We start from the raw sequence: 19,377 nt of genomic DNA, 5'->3' as shown, positions 1-19,377 counted from the left end.
TTTTCAAGCCCCCGTCCCGCTATCCTTCCACAAGCGGTAATACTGGACAACCAAGTCATCCCGGAAAGGGGCCGCCTTGCGCTCGATCCTCTCCAGCAGCGCAGCCAGACCCGCCTTCACCTTGGCGTCAACTATGGCGGAATAATGATAATTCAGCTTATGCCTCTCGTATTCTTCCTGGTCGACAACGGTCACCTGCCCGTTCGCCTGCCGGATCACATCCAAATCGTAATCGATATAAGTGATCACGCGGCCGCTGACATAAGGCGGAGACGCTATGTTACAATAATATCTTACTCCGTTCTCTTCGAGCAGCGCAACAACATTAAACCACATCTTGGGGATAAAAAAAGAGACCCCGGGAATGCGGCTGACCCATTCTTTACCGTCGGCCTCTACGATCTTCGTCTGGCAGTTGATCAGCACCATCATCGCCTCCGCGCGATGCTCTTCATGCAAAGCGTCTTCCGGAACGAGCCAGTTTTCCAGCCACATGCGATGAAGGTGACCGTCATGTTTGAAGCTTTTGATTATATAAGAAGAAAAAGGTTCCAACATAAAGTTCAAGCCCTTCCGTAGCGAGTAAACGACTCCTTCAAAAAATAGCGTTATTAATAGAAAAGCATATCTTAGCCCCAATTGCAACGGTTCAAAGATATGCTCGTATGAAAACGCGGAAATTTTATTGTTTTTCGGCAAATCAGCCGTTTACGATGCTTAGCCGGTGAGTCGTTCTGGAAAAATGCTCCGCCTTGTAGCCGGCCGATTCGTAAACCGGAAGAACGACTTCGTTGTGCGTATCTACGGTGACGAGAATTTTGCGGACTTTCCGCTGATTGAACCGCTGCCTGAGCGCTTCGATCATCGCTTTGCCGATGCCCCGGCGCTGGTGTTCAGGCGCTACGGCGATGCGGTAGTAGTAGCCGTTGTTGTTATCGATCGTTCCGATAATGACTCCGGCAATCTCTCCTTGAATGACGGCTACCAAAACAAGCTCGCTGTCCCAGGACAACTGGCGGGCAAACGCCCCCATCGTCTCTTCGTAACAGGCTTCGGAAAGTACGTCCTTTAAAAGCTGAGTGATCGAAATGTAATCCGACAATTGAAACGACCGAACCAACATATAAGCCTCTCCCCGCACTCTTTTTTCTATGACTATAAATATGAAAATACGACAAAAATCGCACAATTCCTGCTGAATTTCATAAAAAAATGTGATTTTCTTAACAAAATTTTTATTTTTCTCTTGAAAGCGCTTTTTAGTAAACGTTTTCAAGTATATTGAAATCATTTTGCCCCAAATATATGAATGACCGGGTCAAGGATAAAAACAATTCGCTTAGCCATAATACGTGTGTACCCGAGATGTGCGCTTGGCAGGGAGGTGAAACATCTTGGTCCTGTTTTCGCTCTTGCTGGTTATTGTCCTTCTCGGGCTTTTGGCGTCTTATTGGTTTATTCAGGATCGACCATTCATCATTCCAAGGGAGGCATTATCCGTGAACAAGCAGACCGAAAAAATCGTAGAGGCTATCGCAAAAAGCAAAGTGGAAGCAGAGCTCGGCGAAGAGCTTTATCCGCTTAAAAATCAGCTTGCACAAATGCAGTCCACTTTAAGCCAGCTGCAAAACCAGCAGCCGTCCTCCAGCTCCGCTTCGTGGAATCAATCGTCCGTCATGCAAAACGACCAAGCCAACCAGCTGCTGAACCAAATGCAGCAATTCCGCATCCAGGCCCAGCAGCAGCAGCAGCAAACGTTCCAGCAGCTGCAGCAAACGATCCAGCAGGTCAATCAAATGCTGAACAGCGTCAGCCAATCGATTCAATCGTTTAACGTTCTCAACCAAATGAGCCAGCAAATCGAAAAGTCCCAGCAGCAGCTGCAGCAAATGAGCTCACAGCAGCAATCCGGACAAATGATGGGCATGCAGCAGCAAAATATGCAAAACCAGCAGCAGCAAAATCAAACCCAGCCGTCGTGGCAAACTCATTGATCGAAGGAATTCAAATGCTAAATGCAGCCGGTTCTTAAGGGCCGGCTGCATGCAATTTTCAGACCGGACGTATAATTCAAATCGTTTATTTAAAAGCTAGTACATGGAAAACAATAATCTTTTCGACGGAAGGGGTTTCGTTTATGCAACAAATCCGCAGGATTCACGAATTGAACGACCGAAAAACAAGCGAATGGACAAGCGAAGAGCTGCATTATCATCAGAGGGTGATGAGCGATTTGTCGCCGTGGCTGAACGCGCAAGGGACAGCAATGCTGAATCAGATTATCGACGAGCTGGTGGAACGGGAAAAGTAGTTTTCTTCGTTAATACTTAATATACATAAGTGTTGATTTATTATGGAAAATAGGCGATAATAGAAAAGTAAAATTACATAAATTTAGGAGGTATTTTTCGTTATGGCACATCAGTTACCTGCTCTTCCTTATGCAGCAAACGCTTTGGAGCCGCACATCGATGAAACGACGATGAACATCCACCACGGCCGCCACCACAATACTTATGTAACGAACCTGAACGCCGCTCTTGAGAAGTATCCGGATCTGCAAAGCAAATCCGTTGAAGATTTGATCGGCGACCTGAACGCCGTACCGGAAGATATCCGTACCGCCGTTCGCAACAACGGAGGCGGCCACGCCAACCACTCGCTCTTCTGGGAGACGATCGGACCGAACGCCGGCGGCGCTCCTAGCGGCGCTATCGCGGATGCAATCAACAGCACTTTCGGCAGCTTCGATAAATTCAAAGAAGAATTCGCCAAAGCTGCAACGACCCGTTTCGGCAGCGGCTGGGCTTTCCTCGCCGTAGGCAAAGACGGCGGACTCAAAGTATACAGCTTGCCTAACCAGGACAGCCCGATCATGGAAGGCGAAACGCCGGTTCTCGGTCTGGACGTATGGGAGCACGCTTACTACCTGAAATATCAAAACAAGCGCCCGGATTACATCGCAGCGTTCTGGAACGTTGTGAACTGGGATGCGGTTAACAAGCGCTACGAAGCGGCAAAGAAGTAATTCTTTCAAAAAAAGAGGCCTTAATTCCTACTCGGAATTAGGCCTTTTTTCTTTTGCAAAATAAATATTTCATTTTGTTGCTTATGCCACAGTTTTTTTCTGATTCTTATGGCATAATTGCCCTTATGTTTGCGAGGATGTATTTTGAATCGATTCCTGAACAAAGAATATTTGGGACTTTTAGAGAAGGTGATGCACAAATATGAGACTGCTGCCCACATCCATGGTCAAACCGGGCATGAGACTGGGAAAAGCCATAACGGCCGAGGACGGGAAAGTGCTGCTCGGCTACAACGTAACGCTGACCGGCAATTTGATCGATAAATTAAAGAAAATGGGCTACTTCCAGCTGTATATCGAAGACGCGCGAACGAGCGACATTATCATCGAAGACGCTCTGCGGGACGATACGCGCGTCGCTTTGAGAAACTCGCTTCTCCGGTTGTTCAGCCAGCTCAGCTCGCCCGGTGCCGCGAACAATTTCAACGAATTGAAAGCTTTCTCCAAGGCGGCGGGACAATGCATGTCGCTGGTGATGGACGATCTGGATGCGAAGAGGACAACGCTGAACGATACGATTATGGTAACCCGAGCGCTGCGCACGAGCACGTCGCAAATCGAGCACTTTTTCCAGAATGCGCTCAATGTATGCGTTTACGCCGTCAAGCTAGGCATAATTTTGGGACTGACCCGGGACGAACAATACACGTTGGGCTTAGGCGCTCTTTTCCACGATATCGGCAACACGCAAATCCCGCTCCCCCTGCTGCAAAAAAACACGGCACTGACCTCCGCGGAATTTCAGAAAATCCAGAAGCATACCGAATACGGCTTTACGATTTTGAAAAATTCTCCGGGCATTCCGCTTGTGGCCGCCCACTGCGCGCTGCTGCATCATGAAAAAACCGACGGAAGCGGATATCCTTTCGGTCTTCCCGGAAATAAAGTGCATCCTTTCGCCAAATGGGTAGGACTTCTGGACGCATACGATGCGATGACGAACCCCCGACCCTATCGCGCCGCAATTCCGCCGGATCAAGCGCTGGAAATACTTTTCGCCGGAGCCGGAACGTTGTATGATAAAGACAAGGTCGAATTATTTAGGGACAAAGTCGCTATTTACCCTCTCGGTCAGGACGTTGCTTTAAGCACGGGTCAATCCGGCATTGTATCCAAAATCAATTCCTCCGTCAAACACAGACCAACGGTACGCGTCCTGCGAAACGAAAACGGTGAAGAACTTGGGATCCCTTACGAAATCGACTTGTCCCAGCACCTGCACATCATGATTCAGCGCGTAGGAGTAGACATGTTGGTGCCCTAGAATCGATGTACAGGAAAGAGATGAGTTATTCCATGCATAAAATTATTCCCCTATTGCAAAATGTCCCCTTGTTTCAGGACCTTTCTCCGGAAGAGCTGGAGCTGATCGCCCCTTTGTTCATCGAGCGGAAATTCAAGAAAGGCAGCATTTTGTTTTTCGAAGGCGATCTCGGGGACGAATTGTTTCTGATTCAAAGCGGCGCCGTCAAAATTTACCGCATCGATAACGCGAAGGAAATCATTCTCGCGCTGTTTCGGGACGGCGATTACTTCGGCGAAATGGCGCTGATCCAAAAAGGGCTTGCCCGCTCCGCCACGGCGGAAACCATGGAGCCGAGCGTCATTTATACGCTGGCCCGCTCGCAGCTGTTCAGCTTCATGGAACGCAGTCCGAAGCTGTGCCTGAAGCTGCTCGAGGATACGATGCAGCGACTCAGGCGCGCCAACGAGCTGATTTACGACCTGACGTTCCTCGACGTTCGCTCGCGAACGATGAAGACGATTTTGCGGCTCGCCGACGAGCACGGGGTCAAGAAAGCGTCCGGCACGATGATTTCGGTGAAACTCACGCATCAGCAGCTCGCCAATCTTGTCGGCACCGTGCGCGAATCCGTCACCAAAGTGCTGCAGGAGCTGCAGGAGGATAAGGTCATTTCCATCGAAAAGAAAATGATCATGATCCGCGATTTCGACGGGCTGCGGCAGCGGGTCCAGCTGTAGCCGATCAGTGCATGTCCGGCCTATGGGTATGTAAAGCAAATCGATGAAGCCGTCGAAAGAAAAAGACACCCGGGGGCAATCCACAATCCGGGTGTCTTTTTGGCGTTGGTGCATCAGGCCGGACGAGAGCCGGTTTTCAGAGCGGTTTGAACCGATTCGGCGTACGGATGGCCTGAGCCGGAAAAAGCCGCCAGCGCCGCGTCCAGATCGTAGCGGAGGCGGCGTATGGTGACGGCGTAATCGCCGCCGTCCGTGTCCAGCAGCGCATACGACGCGCGCGTGTCCCCATCGAACGGCAGGCCGACGCTGCCGGTGTTGAAGATGGCCCGCCCTGCCGTATACTTCACATACGGCAGGTGAATGTGCGCGTAAGCGACCGCATTTGCGCCGCTGTCGCCGAACATGGCGGCGACCTGGGCATCCCCCGCCGTCGGCAGCACGATGTCGAGCAGGCTGTGCGGCGTCGCATGCACGCACCGCAGCTTGAACTGCGGGGTCAGCTGCTCTTCGTGCAGCAGCGGCAGCCCCGCCAAATACGCGAGCTCGTCCGCGCTCAGCCGCTCGCGGTTCCACGCCAATTCGCGCTGCAAGGCGGCCTCGTGCTCGGGTGACTTGGCGAACCCGTCCTGGATGCGGCCTTTGCCGACAAGCTCGTCGATGTTGCCCTGCAGCACGACGGTGCCCAGGCTGCGCACCGCGCGGACGCATCGCTCCGGCAGCGGGCCTTTGAACACGATATCGCCGAGCACGAGCACCTTGTCCGCACGCTGCTTCCCGATGTCCTCCAGCACAGCTTCCAGCGCATGATAATTGCCGTGTATGTCGGCGAGTAATGCCAGTTTCATATCCATCATCCTCCCTGGACAATAATACCAAAAACTTGGCTTATATCGTGCAGAATCGGGCTAAAAGGAACGAATAAGCGCAACCGCTTGGTTTATTGCCTCTGAATAAACCGGCTTTCCGGATATGTCAGGGTAAATAATCCAACTTTTTGCGCTTACCAGTCCCGAAATGAACCATTCGGAGACGATAAGCCAAGAAATTGCGCTTACTTCTCTCCTGCAAGGCAGCAAATTAATGATTACTTCTCTCCTGCAAAGTAGCTTTTCATGATCCGCAAAAACACATTCGGAAACGCATACCGGTCCAGCTCGTCCGCGGCCATCCAGCGGTAATGGTACGGCGTCAGCTGCGGGAGATGGCCTCCCGCAGCCCAGTCCTGCTTCAAGCGGCAGCGGTACACCTTCATATCCCAGTGAATGTGGCTGAACGTATGCTCCGCGTCCATGAACCATTCGCCGGGCTCGATTGCGATGCCCTCCGCGCCGAGATGCCCGGCGAGGCCGGGAAGCGGCGCCGGCGCACCGGCGTCGCGCGCGGGCAAGCCCGCCCCGGCTGCGCTTGCCGCGGCAGCCTCTTGCGCAGAGGCGAGCTCGCTGTGCGCAGCGGCGCCTGCCGGCTCGCGCTCTGCCTCCGCCGGTTCAAGCGCGACCCGGCCGCGTGTTCGCCCGCGCCCGCGCGCCGCAGCTCCTGCGGCGGCGGCGTCATGCGCCGCCACCTCCACATGCGGCAGCTCCCACATCCGGGCCAGCAGCCCCTCCTGCGGGCGCTGGCGGATCAGGATGCGGCCGGCGAGCTCGCCCGCGCCTTCGACCAGCGCGACGACGCGCTTCTCCGGGCGCGGCGGCTTCGCCTTTTTCTTCACGGGCAGGCTTTCCTCCCTGCCCTCCGCATGGCCCGTGCAGCCGAGCCGCACCGGGCACGTGAGGCAGTACGGCGAGCGCGGCGTGCATACGGTCGCGCCGAGCTCCATGATCGCCTGGTTGAAATCCCCGGCGGCCCCTTCCGGGATCAGCTCCTTCGCGAGCTTTTCCATCAACGTGCGGGTTCCCGGCTTCATGATGTCTTCCTCGATCAGAAAATACCGCGAAAGCACCCGCATTACGTTGCCGTCCACCGCCGGCTCCGGCTTGTTGTAGGCGATGCTTAAGATAGCGCCCGACGTGTACGGGCCGACGCCTTTGAGCGAGGCGATCTCCGTTTTTTCGGAAGGAACGACCCCGCCGTAACGCTCGTGCACCTCCCTCACCGCCGCCTGCAAGTTGCGGGCCCGCGAATAATAGCCGAGCCCCTCCCACAGCTTGAGCACATCGTCCTCCGGCGCCAGCGCCAGCGCCTCTACGGTCGGAAAACGCTCGATAAACCGCTCGAAGTAAGGGATAACGGTCTCTACCCGTGTTTGCTGCAGCATAATTTCCGAAACCCATATGTGATAAGGATTCCGGCTTCTCCGCCAAGGCAGGTCGCGATGGTGGCGGCGGTACCAGGCGAGCAGCTCGTCCGAAAAATGCTTTTTTTGATCTATGGTGTCCATGATGGTCTCCTTTTTCCGTCTTTCATCGCATCGACAGCTTCTTGCCGCGCCATGTATAATGAAGATCAGCACATTCAATCTGGAGGGCTTATCCGATGCTCACTCCCGGCGAACTCGCGGCCCGGCTCAACAGGCTGATCATTTCGATCCTGCTGGTCGGCCATCAAAAAACAGCCCCAGGCTGGCAACAGACGACGCGAACGATCCAATATCATTCGTTTTGGCTGATCACCAAAGGGAAGGGCACCTTCACGATCAACGGTACCCAGCATCCCGCCGAACCGGGCAAAATTTTCTTTTTCACCCCGGGCATGGCCGTCGAACGGAAAACCGATCCCGAGCATCCGATTGAATATTATTTCTTACGTTTTCATTATACGGAAACTTACGAAGAGAAGGAACAGTGGATTCACCGCGCGGCGGCCGAGTCCCCTTTTCCGCTGGAGGGAATGTATACGCTGCACAATCCGCCGCAGCTCATTTATTTGATGGAGCAGCTTACCCTTCTGTGGAAACGGCGGGGCCATATGACCGCGATGCGGCGCAAAATTTTGCTGCATGAATTTTTATTGGCGTTAATTTCCGACTTTCGCGTGCAAAAAATGGCCGGGGATACGACCGCGGCGATCGAACTGACCCAGGATTACATGATCGGGCATTTCCAGGAGCCGCTTACCCTCGAAGGCTTGGCTGCCATGGCGGGCCTCAGCGTCAGCCATTATTCCCGCCTTTTCAAAAAGTACATCGGCTACAGCCCGATCGATTACTTGACCCATTTGCGCGTCGACCGCGCCAAAGAACTGCTTGTCATGTCCGACTACCGACTCAAATCGATCGCGACAAGCGTAGGGTATAACGACGAGTTTTATTTCAGCCGCATTTTTAAAAAAGTAACCGGCATGTCGCCGCGCGACTATGCTAAGCGGCACCGGTACGCTGCGCCTTCGGGCTGATCGGACCCGCCGCTCAAGGTTTGACTTCGCGCGGATAAAAGTGTACGCTGACGGTACTGTAAATTTTTAGATATAGGTGATTGGAGCATGGAACAGACTCAAGAATACGGCCTGCAGCGGAAATCGTATTACCGAAAGAAAGCCCGTCCGTACGCGGTGTTTTTATATATTTGGGGAGCCCAGTGGATGATTGCAGGGGTGCTTGGCTTTTTCAGCCAATGGCGGGATTTGGAGAGCGTGGAACGAATTTCGTTTTACGCCGCCGTCCTGCTCAGCTTGCTGTTCTCCCTCTTTGGCAAAAGGAGCCTGCTCCGCCGGACAAGCCTCGCGCTTCTCGGCACGGTTACATTATGCGTGCTGATGCTGATCGGTACGGTGATGATCCTGGACTACGTACAGGCGGTCGATCCGTTTTTCGTACCGCTCCTGCACGGATTTGTGCTAGCTATCGGATACGCATTCGTGAGCATGTATCTGGGGAGGCCGCTGCTCTATTTAAGCTTGTGGATGTTTGCGCTCACGGCAGTGATAGCGCTGCGTTACCTCGGCTATTCGACGATGCTGCTGGAAGGCTTCGGCGGGCTGAGCATGGTATTCTTCGCCTGGCTGATCGGTTTTTGGAACCGGGGCCGGCGGCGGAGAAAGAAAATCAGGGCGCAGCGGAAACCGCTGCATGCCGAATCTTGATTATTGTGGGAGAGGGGGCATAAAACCAATGAAAAAAGCGATGATCGGCGGCGCGCTCCTGCTTGTGGCGGCGCTTGCGGGAGGTTGCGGAAACGGCGACGCCGCCGGGAAAACGGACAAGTTCGCGCAAAGCGGGCCAGGGCCGTATTTGACGGATGCGCCCCAGCCCGTGCAGGAATTATTCAAGCAAAACTGCATGTCCTGCCACGGCACGAACCTCGAGGGAAAGGTCGGGCCGAAAACGAATCTGCAGCACGTAGCCGGAAAAATGAGCAAGGAGCAGATCGCGAAACAAATCTCAAACGGCGGAGGCGGCATGCCCTCTTTCGGCACGAAGCTGAAGCCTGAGGATGTGGCCGCTTTGGCGGACTGGCTGAGTACCAAGAAATAACCGGCCGGGCAAAGCCGAACCTGTAAACCTGTAAAATACCTGCCTTCGAACCGAAGCAATCTTCTCCGCGTCATCCTTTTACGCGACCGGGGTGCCGTTCGGAACGTCCGTATCCGGCCGGAGAAGCACAACGTCTCCGGAACCGGGGACACCTCCGAGCACGAGCACCTCCGACATAAAACCGGCGATCCGCTTCGGCGGGAAGTTGACTACGGCCGCCACCTGTCTGCCGATAAGTCCTTCCGGCTCATAGCGATGCGTTATTTGCGCGCTCGACTGCTTCACCCCAAGCTCGCCGAAGTCGATGCGCAGCTTGATGGCGGGAACGCGCGCTTCCGGAAACGGCTCGGCATGAATGATCGTGCCGATGCGAATATCGAGATTCATAAAGTCCTGTACTGTTGCCATTGTACGATTGCCTCCATAACCAGAAAGGTTTTTCATCGCCAACAGCATACCATACACGCGTTTAAAAAACAGCCTGCGCGCGAGCAGGCTGTTTTTTTATGCAGCACGTTATATTAATGTTACACCCCGGCTATTCAGAATAAAAAAGCCCGAACGACCGGCTTTGACGGCACCTGGGACACTCCATCAAGTGCCAATCTTCCGTGTCAAAACATTCAAACGTCTCTTTTCGCCGGATTAAAGGATATCCGCATTGTAGGCAGCGATGTTCCTCCGAATGTCTTTCCTGATGTTCGCCCATGCTGGCACCTCCTGCAGTTTTGCGGAGCGAATCCGTTCGCCGTCCGCTTCCTTTACTCGCCAAATATGGCTTAGTATGCCCAAGCACGGAAATCTTATTAGGGCCGCTCCTCAATTACGCAGTACGCCATCGCTACCGCAACGCTGTGGGAGATGCTCAAATGGACGGCAAGCCGCCGGTCGGATAACCCAAGCCTCTCCAAGGCGGCATCCGATATCCGGCAATGCGGTTTGCCCTGCTCGTCCGGCAGGACGGCGATATCCCGGAAGCCGACCTGCTTGCCGATGCCGCAGCCGAGCGCCTTGACGGCGGCTTCCTTCGCAGCGAAACGGCCGGCGACGAATTCGGCGAGCCTGCCTTTTCGCCGGGCGGCGAGCTCAAGCTCCTCCGGCGTGAGCACCCGCTGCATAAACCGGTCGCCGGCGGGCTGGGCCAGCAGCTTTTGCACCCGTTCGATTTCAAGAACATCCGTTCCTACCCCAAAGATCACGTTATAATACCCACTCTCTCATTCTTTTGATCCGGCTTCCCTTATTTCAAACCGCCAATACGAAAGGCGGGAAAACCGGGTCAGCCTCCATAGGCGCGCTCTCTTCCAGTAGGGCGTCCACTGCAGCAAACATAGCGGAACCCACGTTCGCTATTCTCGGATAAATGGGCACATTGGAAAAAATAGAGGAACTGAGGTGCGCTACATCGGTGAAAAGTGGCGTGAACATCGGACAAACAGGCAAATAGATCACCTGAGTTCCGCTAATTTCCAAACATATCCGAAATTGATCCACTTAGCGAACTATAGTTCCGCTATGGTCCCGCTTAACCCGGCAACATCCAGGAAGCCCTTATACAAAAGAGCGATTCCACCCGAATGGAACCGCCCTTCCCGCAGCGTGCTTAAATTCCCGGAATCGGGGCGCGCTTATGTTCGGTTTTCAAATATTGCTTCTCCAGCTTCTCTTTGACGGCAGGATCGATCTCCTTGCCTTCGAGATAGTCGCTGTTGTCCTCGTAGGTAATGCCGAGCTCGGACTCGTCCGTTTGCCCTTCCCAAAGGCCGGCCGTCGGCGCCTTGTCGAGCACGCTCTGCGGGACGCCGAGTGACTTCGCAAGCATCCGCACCTGCCGCTTGTTGAGCGTGCTGAGCGGCGTAATGTCGACCGCACCGTCGCCATATTTGGTGAAAAAGCCGGTGATCGCTTCCGACGCATGATCGGTGCCGACGACAAGCAGATTCAGCTCGAACGCCAACGCATACTGCACCACCATGCGAGTTCTTGCCTTCACGTTGCCCTTGCCTCCACGGCTTAAGTGCTTGTGAACTCCGATCGATTTCAAGCCGTATTCCGCTTCCAGCGCAATCTCGTTGACCGCCTCTTCGATATTCGTTTCGACCCGGTATTTCAGGTTGAACGCTTCCGCCACCGCATAGCTGTCGGAGATGTCGGCCTGCTCGCCGTAAGGTTGAAAGACGCCGACGGTCTTGAATTCCCGGCCACGTTCGGCGGTAAGCTCATCCGTAGCTTTTTTGCAAAGTCCCGTCGTCACCGCACTGTCGATTCCGCCGCTGATTGCGATAAGAAGTCCGTCCACTCCCGCCTTCAGCACATACTCCTTAAGGAAATCGACTCTTTTGCGAATTTCCTCATCCACGTCGATCTCCGGTTTTACGCCAAGCTTTGCGATGATTTCCTGCTGCAAGCTCATTATACCTCCACCCTTCCCGCTTATCCGCCGTTTTCTTCTAGTATAGTCCAGCCGCTAAAGATTGCAAGTCAGGGAACCGCTTTCCGGTGACCGCCTCGGTCTCAAGCACATCCGCTTGAACGTTTCGCCAGAAAAACCGTAGATTTTTCCGCGAAGCTTTGTTAGTATATACGATAAATTTCATAGAGATTATACAAGCTGTTCATACGGAGAGGAGACGGAAAGATGATCGACATTCACTGCCATATTTTGCACGGCATAGACGACGGTGCGCAAGATTTGAACGAAGCGCTGGCGATGGCGCGAATCGCCTACGACGACGGGGTGCGTCATATCGTGGCGACGCCTCATTACAAAACAGGCTACATCAGCCATAAGGCTCTGGTCGACGAACGCATTCGCGAGCTGCAGGCGGCGCTGGACGAAGCGGCCGTCGGCATCACGATTCGCCGCGGCAACGAGCTGTGTCTGGAAAGCGCGGACTTTTTCCATGAGCATTACCGATTGCAAAACTTTCACTACCTCGCAGGGGGATCGTCGTTCCTTCTGATCGAACAGCCGTGGAAAGGCTACTGTCCCGATTCGCTCGACATCGTCGAATATCTCGTGCGGCAGGGGGTTACCCCGATTATTCCTCATCCGGAGCGCCATGGATTTTTCCGGGACAATCCGGTGCTGCTCACCGCTTTGCTGGAAGCCGGCGCCTGGACGCAGGTCACGGTCGACAGCCTGCTCGGCAAAAACAACGAGGACGCCAAAACGTTCGCCTTCCGGCTGCTGGACCGCGGCGAGGTGCATACGATTGCGACGGACGCCCACAATGTCGGCCGCAAACCGAACTTGTCCGAAGGCTTCCGGATTATCGAGGCTCATCAAGGAAAAGCGGCAGCGGATGCGATACTCGGCCGGATGAAGCAAGTGATCGGTCTGTAGGAGCGGGGAAGATCATGAACGCTGGATTAGTCCGGAAAATGAAAGTCTCCGCATCTTTATCCGCGATATTCTCCATCGCCATCGCGTTTGGATACCGGCAAAACGTCTTTGACTTTTCCTTTTTGGGATCGGAAGCGGGTTCGGCGTCCGGGTACGTCGATTTGTGGTCCACAGCCAGTGTGGCGGCGGGAATATATCTGCTGGTCCTGCTGTTATTTGCAGCGGCGGAAAATAAAATAGTTCGCATCATCAAATATTTCATTTTGCTCGGCATTTTTGTTTTGGCCGCTTTTCAGCTTCCCCCTTTGTTCTGGTGGACGTTTGCCGGGATGGGCGATGTGAAATTGTTCGTCGGAGCAGCGGCTCATCTTCTTTTGCTCGGATTAACTTTTTGGGCGTGCTTTCCGATTTTTGACAGCTTGAGAAAAGAGAACATGGATACAAATGCGTAGTCATGCAAAAAACTCCCGCCGCAGGACCCTTACGTCCGGCTCACGGGAGTTTTTTTCATACATAACAGCTTATTTGCAGTACTGCTCGAATGCGCCGACCAAGTCGCTCGCGATCATTTCGGCGGAACGGTCTTCGATCTGGTGGCGCTGGATAAAGTGCACCAGCTGTCCGTCCTTAAACAATGCGATGGACGGGGAGGACGGCGGGTAAGGAGCCAAATATTCGCGCGCTTTCGCAGTCGCTTCCTTGTCTTGTCCGGCAAACACCGTGTACAGATGATCCGGCTTCACTTCGTTTTGCAGCGCTTTGGCTACGCCCGGACGGCATTGTCCGGCTGCACAGCCGCATACGGAATTGATGACGAGGAGGGAAGTGCCTTTGGAGCCTTCGCCTTCCACCAGGTGCTCCACCACTTCTTCCGGGGTGCGCAGTTCCTTGATTCCGATACGGGTCAAATCGTCGCGCATCGGCTGGACCATATCTCTCATATATGCTTCAAAAGACATTGACATCGGCTTTCACTCCTTAACCAACATGTTTGTTTACAAAATTGCTTAAGTAATATTATACATCGGCTTGGAATGAAAGCAAAGCGTTTTTGCCGCAAAGTTATTTGCCGCTTTCACCGTCCGGTTCGTTATTGTTGTCCCCGGTTTTCGGCTGCTTGTACTCGTATGCTACGTCTTTGTCAGGATGCATGAAAATGTCGGATTGCGGCGGAATGCCCTTCTCGAAGTAGTCGCGGTTCTCCGCCGAATGAAAGCCGATATCCTTAAAAGGATGCACCCACTCGTCGCCGGACATGATCGACGGGTCCGTGTTTTTGTCCCAATTTTCGAGCGGCGAATTTTCGGATTCATAGTCGTGATCGCCGATGACGACTCCGTATTTGTTCACGAAGGGCTCGCGAGGGCCTCTTCCTTTTTCAAACTGCGGCAAAAAGTTGATTTCAAACGGATCGAGGTCGCCCTCGCCCCGGAGCGGCCGGATTTCTTTCTCATCGTGCTCGTTCATGGGCTGTCCCTCCTAAAAGCTTTCCGAAGGAAAGCTGACTTCGTAAGCATAGGCTGAGCTTTCCGCAGGGTAGCTGTATTCGTAATGTGAGAATAACTGCAGACTATCGGTTCGGAATTCATCCGGATCGGGCTCGGATGAACCGCCGCTCAGTCCTGCGGCCGGCTCGGGCCGTCCAGTTTTTTATCGAAGTTGCCGTCGTTGTTCGTATCCATGCCTTTGAGCTGCTTGTTTTTTTGCTCCTGCTGTTCCTGGGCTTTGGAATTGATCGAACTTTGGGTCATTTCGGGCTCACTCCTTTCATGCTGTTATTATGGCTTAAGAAATTGAAACGTAAACGAATTCTTGGTCAGCACGTCAAAACTGTAGCCATCGGCCCGCAGCTTATCGATCACGCGAGGCAGAGCCTCTACAGTCGTCGTTTTCCGCGTGTTGTCGTGCATCAGCACGATGATCCGGTCCTTATTGCGGCTGTTCGCGGCAACGGAAGTGACAATCGCCTCCAAATCCTGCACGGGAGCTGCGGCATCTGTCGAACTGACATTCCAATCAAAGTATTGGAATCCTCGATTTGCCATTTCCCGGGTAATATTTTTCATCATGGTTCGACCTCCCGACCGACGGCTTAAATGAATGTTCGACCCGCCGGGAAATCGGATAATGTCGGGACGGATGCCGACCGTTTCGTACAGCAAATCGTCCAGCTTTTGAAGATCGGCCCGAAACGCCTCGACAGAGCTGTAAATTTTGCCGTAGTTGTGAGAAAACGTATGGTTGCCGAGCGCATGGCCTTCTTCGACAATTTTTTTGTACATCGCTTTGCCTTCCTCCGTCGTGTTGCCGATGACGAAAAAAGTCGCTTTTACGTTGTAGCGCCTCAAAATGTCCAATATTTTCGGAGTGCTTCCGGACGGTCCGTCGTCGAACGTCAGGTAAGCGATTTTCGGCTCCTTACGGGGCGGTACGGCAGGCCGGTCCGCTTCGCCGCCCGGCGCATCCTTCTCCTCCATGAGCGATTCGTGGGCAGAGCTGAAAGGTTGCGGAGCCGGCCGGCTTTCCGTCATCTGCCGAGCGGTCTCGCTTGCAGTATGATCGTCGGCAGGATGAGAACGCCGGACCGCTTCGCCAGGATCCGTTTCCGCAATTCCGGAATCCCGCCCGATCTGCTGAGGCCGGTTACCTTCGCGGCCGGTAGCCGGCGAAGATGAAAGACGTTCCCCGGTATCTGCAGACAAGGGGGCACCCTGCTGCGCATCCGCGGAGATCTGTTCGTTCGGCACTGGCTTTTGCGGCTGAGCCTGATGAGCACCGGGGGAAGCTGAGGCGAACAAAACGGCGATGATGATGCCTGCCGCTATGGAAGCCATCGCCAAAAAGTAGTTGATTCTGCTCATAGGCGTATGCCTCCGGTATCGACAGATCATACATGATGATGCTGTTTGATTTGTACCCTTATTATGGCTCCGCGGCCGACGCCGCTCCCTCTGATCTTTTTTCCACAAATGGCGCAAAAAGGCAGCCCTTTTCAGGACTGCCTTCCGCGTTTATGATTAAAACGGTTACCCGTTCAGTTTTTGTTTCAACAGCTCCATTTGCTCGTCGAGCTTTTGCTGCTTCGCGGCGTCAACCGGATTATATGAGCTGGTGCCGGCATATGGCGTACGCGCGATTTCCGCCTCCACTTCAAGCTGCATGATTTTCTCTTCCATCCGGCGGAAGCCGCGCACCGCATGGCCGCCTTCGATCACGTTGCTGGCCGTTACTTCAGCCATTTGCTTTTTCGCCTTGGCGAGCTGGGCGCGGGAAATCAGCTCGCTGCGCTTGTTGCGCATTTGGTAAAACGAATCTTTCATTTCATGGAGCTGGCGGACAAGCTCATCGGCTTGCTGCTTCGCCTGCTGGTGCATTTCCTGGTATTCGCCGGTTTTTTGCTCGTAATACAGCTTCTGTTCGAGAGCCTGGCGGGCTGCGGCCTCCTGGCCGTCCTTGAGCGCGCTTGTCGCTTGCTCTTCGAATTTCGCCGCGAGGCGCACCGCTTCCTCATAACGTTCTTTCAGCTTGCGCTCGTTTGCGATTTGGCGGGCCACCGTCACCTCAGCCTGGGCAATTTCTTCCTCCATGTCGCGGAGGTATTGGTTCAGCATTACGATCGGGTCCTCTACCTTATCCAGCAATTCGTGCATAGATGCTTTCGTCATATCGCTCAAACGTTTAAATACTCCCATGGTCTCACTTCTCCTCTTTATGGTTGATAGTTTCATTTTGGTTTTGCTGCTTTTCGAACTGGGCGACTTTGGCGCGCAGCTCCTCAATTTCTTTCCAAAGCGCTTTTTTCTCGATATCCTTCATCATTGCATCCAAATCGTTCGGGTTATGCGAGCTCTGGCCTGCATACGAAGCGCTTCCCGCTTGCGTATAATGGCCTTCCTGATACTGGCGTTCATGACGGTGACCGAACCGGTGATCCCGGTGTCCATGGTGATGGCAGCCGGCAAATCCGAAGCTCGGACCGCCGTATCCGTATGGCTCTCCGCCTGGGTAAGGCTCCTTCGGAATGACGAGGCTCGCCAGGAAATACAGCGGAATGACCACGCCTCCGGAGAAAAATGCCGTTATGACGACGATGACCCTCAGCAAGGTTGCGTCAAAATTCAACCATTCCGCCAGTCCGCCGCAAAGCCCGGTCACTTTCCGGTCCGTACGCGAACGATACAGTTTACTCATCGATTCATCCAACCTTCCTGTTCAAGTTTGCGGCGCAAGCTCGCAAGTTCGAGCTCGACCGCTTGGCTCGCAGCGGCGCCGGCGTAACGCAGCGCCTCGCGGGCTTGACCGCGCACTTCGCGAAGCGTGCGGGCGTTCAGCTCAAGATCGGCGACGCGCTCATCGAGCCGATCGAACATGCGCGGCGTTCCCATGCCGCCGCCTGCGCCGCGCAGCCGCTCGTTCATGCGCTGCTGCAGCCGCACCGCCTCGAGGCGGGCGAGGTAGTAGCTGCGCTTCGCGGCGACCTCATCGAGGTCGGCCTTCAGCTGCCGCAGCTGCTCCTCCAGCTCGACGATGGCGAGCTTGCTTTCTTCATACAGCGCCTTGTAATTCGCGCTGAGCTCTTCCTGCTGCAGCTTTTCCTGCAGCGCCAGCCGGGCGATTTCATTTTCGCCGGCCTTCAGGGCCAGCATCGCTTGCTGCTCGCGTTTTTGCTTCAGTTGCTCCGCCGCCAGGTGCTGCTGGCGAACGGACTGCGAATGCGCCAGGCACTGGGACAGCAGCCGCTCGGAGGAGCGAATCTGCTCGGCCTGCGCGGCCAAATATTTGTCGATCAAGCGAACCGGATCTTCCGACGATTCGAGCATTTCGTTCAGCGTCGCTACGCTGATGTCGCGCAATCTTTTGCCTAGACTCATGGATCATTCACCCTGCCTTTTCTATCGAATTAATAATGGTTAATAACTTTGCGAATTTCTCTTCAGCAGCGACACTCCGTAGGCGATCAATCCGATCGCTATGGCGATGCCGATCAGCCAGCTCAGCTTGCCAAGGAGAATCAGAGCGCCCAGTCCGCCGATGATGAGGCCGATCACCTTTTTCCCGTTAACGAATCCCAAATAACCAAGACCCATCATCGCGATCGGAATGAGATATCCCATCAAGTGGCCCATGTGAATCCCCGTTTTGTGCAGCAGGATCAGAGATCCGAAAAAAATGAGCAGTGCCGCGAGTCCGACGTTTCGATTCAATTTCATTTATGTACTCACCGCCTTTCAAAGTAGGTTGTTTGTAGTTGATTGCTTATCGCTTGCTTATGTCTTTATTCTAGGGAATTTACCTGCCTTCCAAAACGGACCTGCGGCGGTTTTTGGCCCTAGACCAAAGACGGGGGACAAGTCCGACCCGAGGACCGGAATCTCCTTTATCCGCGTATCCGCGCCTGCGATTCACATATTTCGCTACAAGAAGGAGATACTTGAAACTAACAAGCCATACTACTTTACCGATCGTGTAAAAAAAGCTTTTTGGAACAAGCTGCTTCGTGAAGGAGGGAGCAAAATGGCCGTATATTATGCAATCGTGGCCAATGCGGCGATAGCAGCATCGGTTCCGCTGACCAAGCGATATTTTCACCCTTTGGAGATAGGTGCGGTGTTGTTGTTTTCCTGTATTTTTACGCAGATCATATTCACCTTATCTACGCTTAACCTGAAATGGATCGAACTAACGGATAGTCTTGTCAGCTTTTGGTTTCTCGAGCTGTTCCGGATTGTCGGGGTTCCCTGCCTGATGGTCTGGTTCACCGTTTTGCTGAAGCGAATTCGTTTTCATTGGGGGATTTATGCGCCGGCGGTTGTGCTCGGTTCCATTGGGATCGCTTGTTTTGACGAGCTGTGCCGAAAATGGGGCTTCTTCACGTACACGTATTGGAATTTCTGGTTTTCTGTGATCAAATGGGGGATTTCGATTATCGGAGTATCGCTCTTCTATCAGTGGTTCCGGCACGATATCGCCAAAAAGGGGGGACTGGCTTGAATAAGCTGCTTCCGCTGCCGAACGATTACGACATCAACGAATGGTTCGTTTTGGGAAGCCTCGCCTTGGTGATGACGCTGACCTTGGCGCTGCCGAAGCGTTTTGCAAAAATCGAAATATATTACATCTGGCTGTTTAACGCTTTCCTGTCACTCACGGTGGATTTGATCATAGCGGTCCCTCCTTACGACATGTATGATATCAGCGACAATCCTTCAATGGAGTTGATCGATTTGCTCACTTACTTTCTCCTTTACCCTCCGGCGGGATATTTGGCGATGTATGCCTATGATTTGTGGAAGCCGCACGGCTACAGGGTGCTTGGATTCGTCATATTGTGCGCGCTCGTTTCGTGGGGATTGGAATTTCTCGCCTGGAAAACGGGCGTGTTCCGGTACAAAACGTGGAGAATCGAATATTCCGTTCTCGTCTACATCGCCGTATACGCACTCAACGTCCGGGTGCTGCAGTTTGCAAGACGCCACAGCAAAAAGGAAGCGTTGCGGGTTGAAACCTGACCGCCAGCCGTTAAGTGCAGTGCTCGAGCAGAGTGGACTGATA

27 protein-coding genes are annotated in these 19,377 nt (G+C 53.7%); 12 read left to right on the top strand and 15 right to left on the bottom strand.

From position 1 onward, the window contains the following. Window positions 1-3: 3 nt before the first annotated feature. Both MYS68_RS32395 and MYS68_RS32390 read right to left on the bottom strand, forming a co-directional pair. Window positions 4-558 carry a DUF402 domain-containing protein gene (locus tag MYS68_RS32395; protein ID WP_248929742.1) on the bottom strand — a complete coding sequence of 185 codons (555 nt, stop codon included), beginning with the start codon at window positions 556-558 and terminating at the stop codon, window positions 4-6. 142 nt (window positions 559-700) lie between these two features. Then, window positions 701-1,123: a GNAT family N-acetyltransferase gene (locus MYS68_RS32390; RefSeq protein WP_248929741.1), complete on the bottom strand. Its 423-nt coding sequence runs from the start codon at window positions 1,121-1,123 to the stop codon at window positions 701-703. Window positions 1,124-1,499: 376 nt separating this feature from the next. Between MYS68_RS32390 and MYS68_RS32385 the strand changes: the two genes are divergently transcribed. The 5 genes from MYS68_RS32385 to MYS68_RS32365 all read left to right on the top strand — a co-directional run bounded on the left by MYS68_RS32385 (window position 1,500) and on the right by MYS68_RS32365 (window position 5,071). Beyond that, window positions 1,500-1,994, top strand: a complete 495-nt coding sequence (locus tag MYS68_RS32385; protein ID WP_248929740.1) for a hypothetical protein — start codon at window positions 1,500-1,502, stop codon at window positions 1,992-1,994. Window positions 1,995-2,137: 143 nt separating this feature from the next. After that, entirely contained in the window at window positions 2,138-2,311 is a 174-nt protein-coding gene (locus MYS68_RS32380; RefSeq protein ID WP_248929739.1) for a hypothetical protein, read from the top strand. A gap of 102 nt (window positions 2,312-2,413) precedes the next feature. Continuing rightward, on the top strand, window positions 2,414-3,028 hold the full coding sequence (locus MYS68_RS32375; RefSeq protein WP_248929738.1) for a superoxide dismutase: 615 nt from the start codon (window positions 2,414-2,416) through the stop codon (window positions 3,026-3,028). Between the two features lie 202 nt (window positions 3,029-3,230). Next, complete coding sequence (locus MYS68_RS32370) at window positions 3,231-4,352, top strand: HD-GYP domain-containing protein (protein WP_248929737.1); 1,122 nt, start codon at window positions 3,231-3,233, stop codon at window positions 4,350-4,352. A gap of 32 nt (window positions 4,353-4,384) precedes the next feature. Further along, complete coding sequence (locus tag MYS68_RS32365; RefSeq protein WP_248929736.1) at window positions 4,385-5,071, top strand: Crp/Fnr family transcriptional regulator; 687 nt, start codon at window positions 4,385-4,387, stop codon at window positions 5,069-5,071. Between the two features lie 113 nt (window positions 5,072-5,184). Here MYS68_RS32365 and MYS68_RS32360 read toward each other — a convergent pair whose 3' ends face one another. Beyond that, complete coding sequence (locus MYS68_RS32360) at window positions 5,185-5,916, bottom strand: metallophosphoesterase family protein (RefSeq protein WP_248929735.1); 732 nt, start codon at window positions 5,914-5,916, stop codon at window positions 5,185-5,187. Window positions 5,917-6,155: 239 nt separating this feature from the next. After that, a complete protein-coding gene (gene mutY, locus MYS68_RS32355; RefSeq protein ID WP_248929734.1) occupies window positions 6,156-7,448 on the bottom strand; it encodes an A/G-specific adenine glycosylase in 1,293 nt (430 codons plus the stop codon). A 95-nt stretch (window positions 7,449-7,543) separates the two neighbouring features. Between mutY and MYS68_RS32350 the strand changes: the two genes are divergently transcribed. The 3 genes from MYS68_RS32350 (at window position 7,544) to MYS68_RS32340 (ending at window position 9,479) form a co-directional block, all read left to right on the top strand. Beyond that, on the top strand, window positions 7,544-8,401 hold the full coding sequence (locus tag MYS68_RS32350; RefSeq protein ID WP_248929733.1) for an AraC family transcriptional regulator: 858 nt from the start codon (window positions 7,544-7,546) through the stop codon (window positions 8,399-8,401). Between the two features lie 87 nt (window positions 8,402-8,488). Beyond that, a complete protein-coding gene (locus MYS68_RS32345) occupies window positions 8,489-9,088 on the top strand; it encodes a hypothetical protein (protein WP_248929732.1) in 600 nt (199 codons plus the stop codon). A gap of 28 nt (window positions 9,089-9,116) precedes the next feature. After that, complete coding sequence (locus tag MYS68_RS32340; protein ID WP_248929731.1) at window positions 9,117-9,479, top strand: c-type cytochrome; 363 nt, start codon at window positions 9,117-9,119, stop codon at window positions 9,477-9,479. Window positions 9,480-9,557: 78 nt separating this feature from the next. Here MYS68_RS32340 and csaA read toward each other — a convergent pair whose 3' ends face one another. The 3 genes from csaA to nadE all read right to left on the bottom strand — a co-directional run bounded on the left by csaA (window position 9,558) and on the right by nadE (window position 11,892). Continuing rightward, the gene (gene csaA, locus MYS68_RS32335; protein ID WP_248929730.1) at window positions 9,558-9,887 is read right to left on the bottom strand and encodes a chaperone CsaA; all 330 of its coding nucleotides are present in this window, start codon (window positions 9,885-9,887) and stop codon (window positions 9,558-9,560) included. Between the two features lie 398 nt (window positions 9,888-10,285). After that, window positions 10,286-10,678, bottom strand: coding sequence for a holo-ACP synthase (gene acpS, locus MYS68_RS32330; RefSeq protein ID WP_248929729.1), 393 nt, complete (start codon window positions 10,676-10,678; stop codon window positions 10,286-10,288). 404 nt (window positions 10,679-11,082) lie between these two features. After that, on the bottom strand, window positions 11,083-11,892 hold the full coding sequence (gene nadE / locus MYS68_RS32325; protein ID WP_248929728.1) for an ammonia-dependent NAD(+) synthetase: 810 nt from the start codon (window positions 11,890-11,892) through the stop codon (window positions 11,083-11,085). Between the two features lie 225 nt (window positions 11,893-12,117). On the opposite strand from nadE, the gene MYS68_RS32320 reads away from it, so the two are divergent. After that, window positions 12,118-12,825 (top strand): tyrosine-protein phosphatase, encoded by a 708-nt coding sequence (locus tag MYS68_RS32320; protein ID WP_248929727.1) that lies wholly within the window; start codon window positions 12,118-12,120, stop codon window positions 12,823-12,825. A gap of 14 nt (window positions 12,826-12,839) precedes the next feature. Continuing rightward, the gene (locus MYS68_RS32315) at window positions 12,840-13,277 is read left to right on the top strand and encodes a hypothetical protein (RefSeq protein ID WP_248929726.1); all 438 of its coding nucleotides are present in this window, start codon (window positions 12,840-12,842) and stop codon (window positions 13,275-13,277) included. A 69-nt stretch (window positions 13,278-13,346) separates the two neighbouring features. On the opposite strand, the gene MYS68_RS32310 is transcribed toward MYS68_RS32315, so the two are convergent. The 8 genes from MYS68_RS32310 to MYS68_RS32280 all read right to left on the bottom strand — a co-directional run bounded on the left by MYS68_RS32310 (window position 13,347) and on the right by MYS68_RS32280 (window position 18,035). Further along, window positions 13,347-13,790, bottom strand: coding sequence for a BrxA/BrxB family bacilliredoxin (locus tag MYS68_RS32310; protein ID WP_248929725.1), 444 nt, complete (start codon window positions 13,788-13,790; stop codon window positions 13,347-13,349). A gap of 97 nt (window positions 13,791-13,887) precedes the next feature. Beyond that, complete coding sequence (locus tag MYS68_RS32305; protein WP_248929724.1) at window positions 13,888-14,292, bottom strand: DUF3905 domain-containing protein; 405 nt, start codon at window positions 14,290-14,292, stop codon at window positions 13,888-13,890. A 149-nt stretch (window positions 14,293-14,441) separates the two neighbouring features. Next, complete coding sequence (locus MYS68_RS38705) at window positions 14,442-14,576, bottom strand: hypothetical protein (protein ID WP_275983586.1); 135 nt, start codon at window positions 14,574-14,576, stop codon at window positions 14,442-14,444. Between the two features lie 27 nt (window positions 14,577-14,603). Further along, a complete protein-coding gene (locus MYS68_RS32300) occupies window positions 14,604-15,686 on the bottom strand; it encodes a polysaccharide deacetylase family protein (protein WP_248929723.1) in 1,083 nt (360 codons plus the stop codon). A 165-nt stretch (window positions 15,687-15,851) separates the two neighbouring features. Further along, complete coding sequence (locus tag MYS68_RS32295) at window positions 15,852-16,517, bottom strand: PspA/IM30 family protein (protein ID WP_248929722.1); 666 nt, start codon at window positions 16,515-16,517, stop codon at window positions 15,852-15,854. 4 nt (window positions 16,518-16,521) lie between these two features. Continuing rightward, window positions 16,522-17,016 (bottom strand): PspC domain-containing protein, encoded by a 495-nt coding sequence (locus MYS68_RS32290; protein ID WP_248929721.1) that lies wholly within the window; start codon window positions 17,014-17,016, stop codon window positions 16,522-16,524. Then, the gene (locus MYS68_RS32285; RefSeq protein WP_248929720.1) at window positions 17,013-17,696 is read right to left on the bottom strand and encodes a PspA/IM30 family protein; all 684 of its coding nucleotides are present in this window, start codon (window positions 17,694-17,696) and stop codon (window positions 17,013-17,015) included. The genes MYS68_RS32290 and MYS68_RS32285 overlap by 4 nt, the downstream gene beginning before the upstream one ends. A gap of 39 nt (window positions 17,697-17,735) precedes the next feature. After that, window positions 17,736-18,035, bottom strand: a complete 300-nt coding sequence (locus tag MYS68_RS32280; protein WP_248929719.1) for a LiaF transmembrane domain-containing protein — start codon at window positions 18,033-18,035, stop codon at window positions 17,736-17,738. 304 nt (window positions 18,036-18,339) lie between these two features. Between MYS68_RS32280 and MYS68_RS32275 the strand changes: the two genes are divergently transcribed. Both MYS68_RS32275 and MYS68_RS32270 read left to right on the top strand, forming a co-directional pair. Continuing rightward, window positions 18,340-18,816 carry a hypothetical protein gene (locus tag MYS68_RS32275; protein ID WP_248929718.1) on the top strand — a complete coding sequence of 159 codons (477 nt, stop codon included), beginning with the start codon at window positions 18,340-18,342 and terminating at the stop codon, window positions 18,814-18,816. Further along, the gene (locus MYS68_RS32270) at window positions 18,813-19,334 is read left to right on the top strand and encodes a hypothetical protein (RefSeq protein ID WP_248929717.1); all 522 of its coding nucleotides are present in this window, start codon (window positions 18,813-18,815) and stop codon (window positions 19,332-19,334) included. The genes MYS68_RS32275 and MYS68_RS32270 overlap by 4 nt, the downstream gene beginning before the upstream one ends. Window positions 19,335-19,377 lie beyond the last annotated feature (43 nt).

It is taken from the genome of Paenibacillus hamazuiensis, assembly GCF_023276405.1.
Lineage (GTDB): Bacteria > Bacillota > Bacilli > Paenibacillales > NBRC-103111 > Paenibacillus_AF > Paenibacillus_AF hamazuiensis.
The sequence above is the reverse complement of the archived record's forward strand: the minus strand, read 5'-3'. Positions and strand labels throughout refer to the sequence as shown.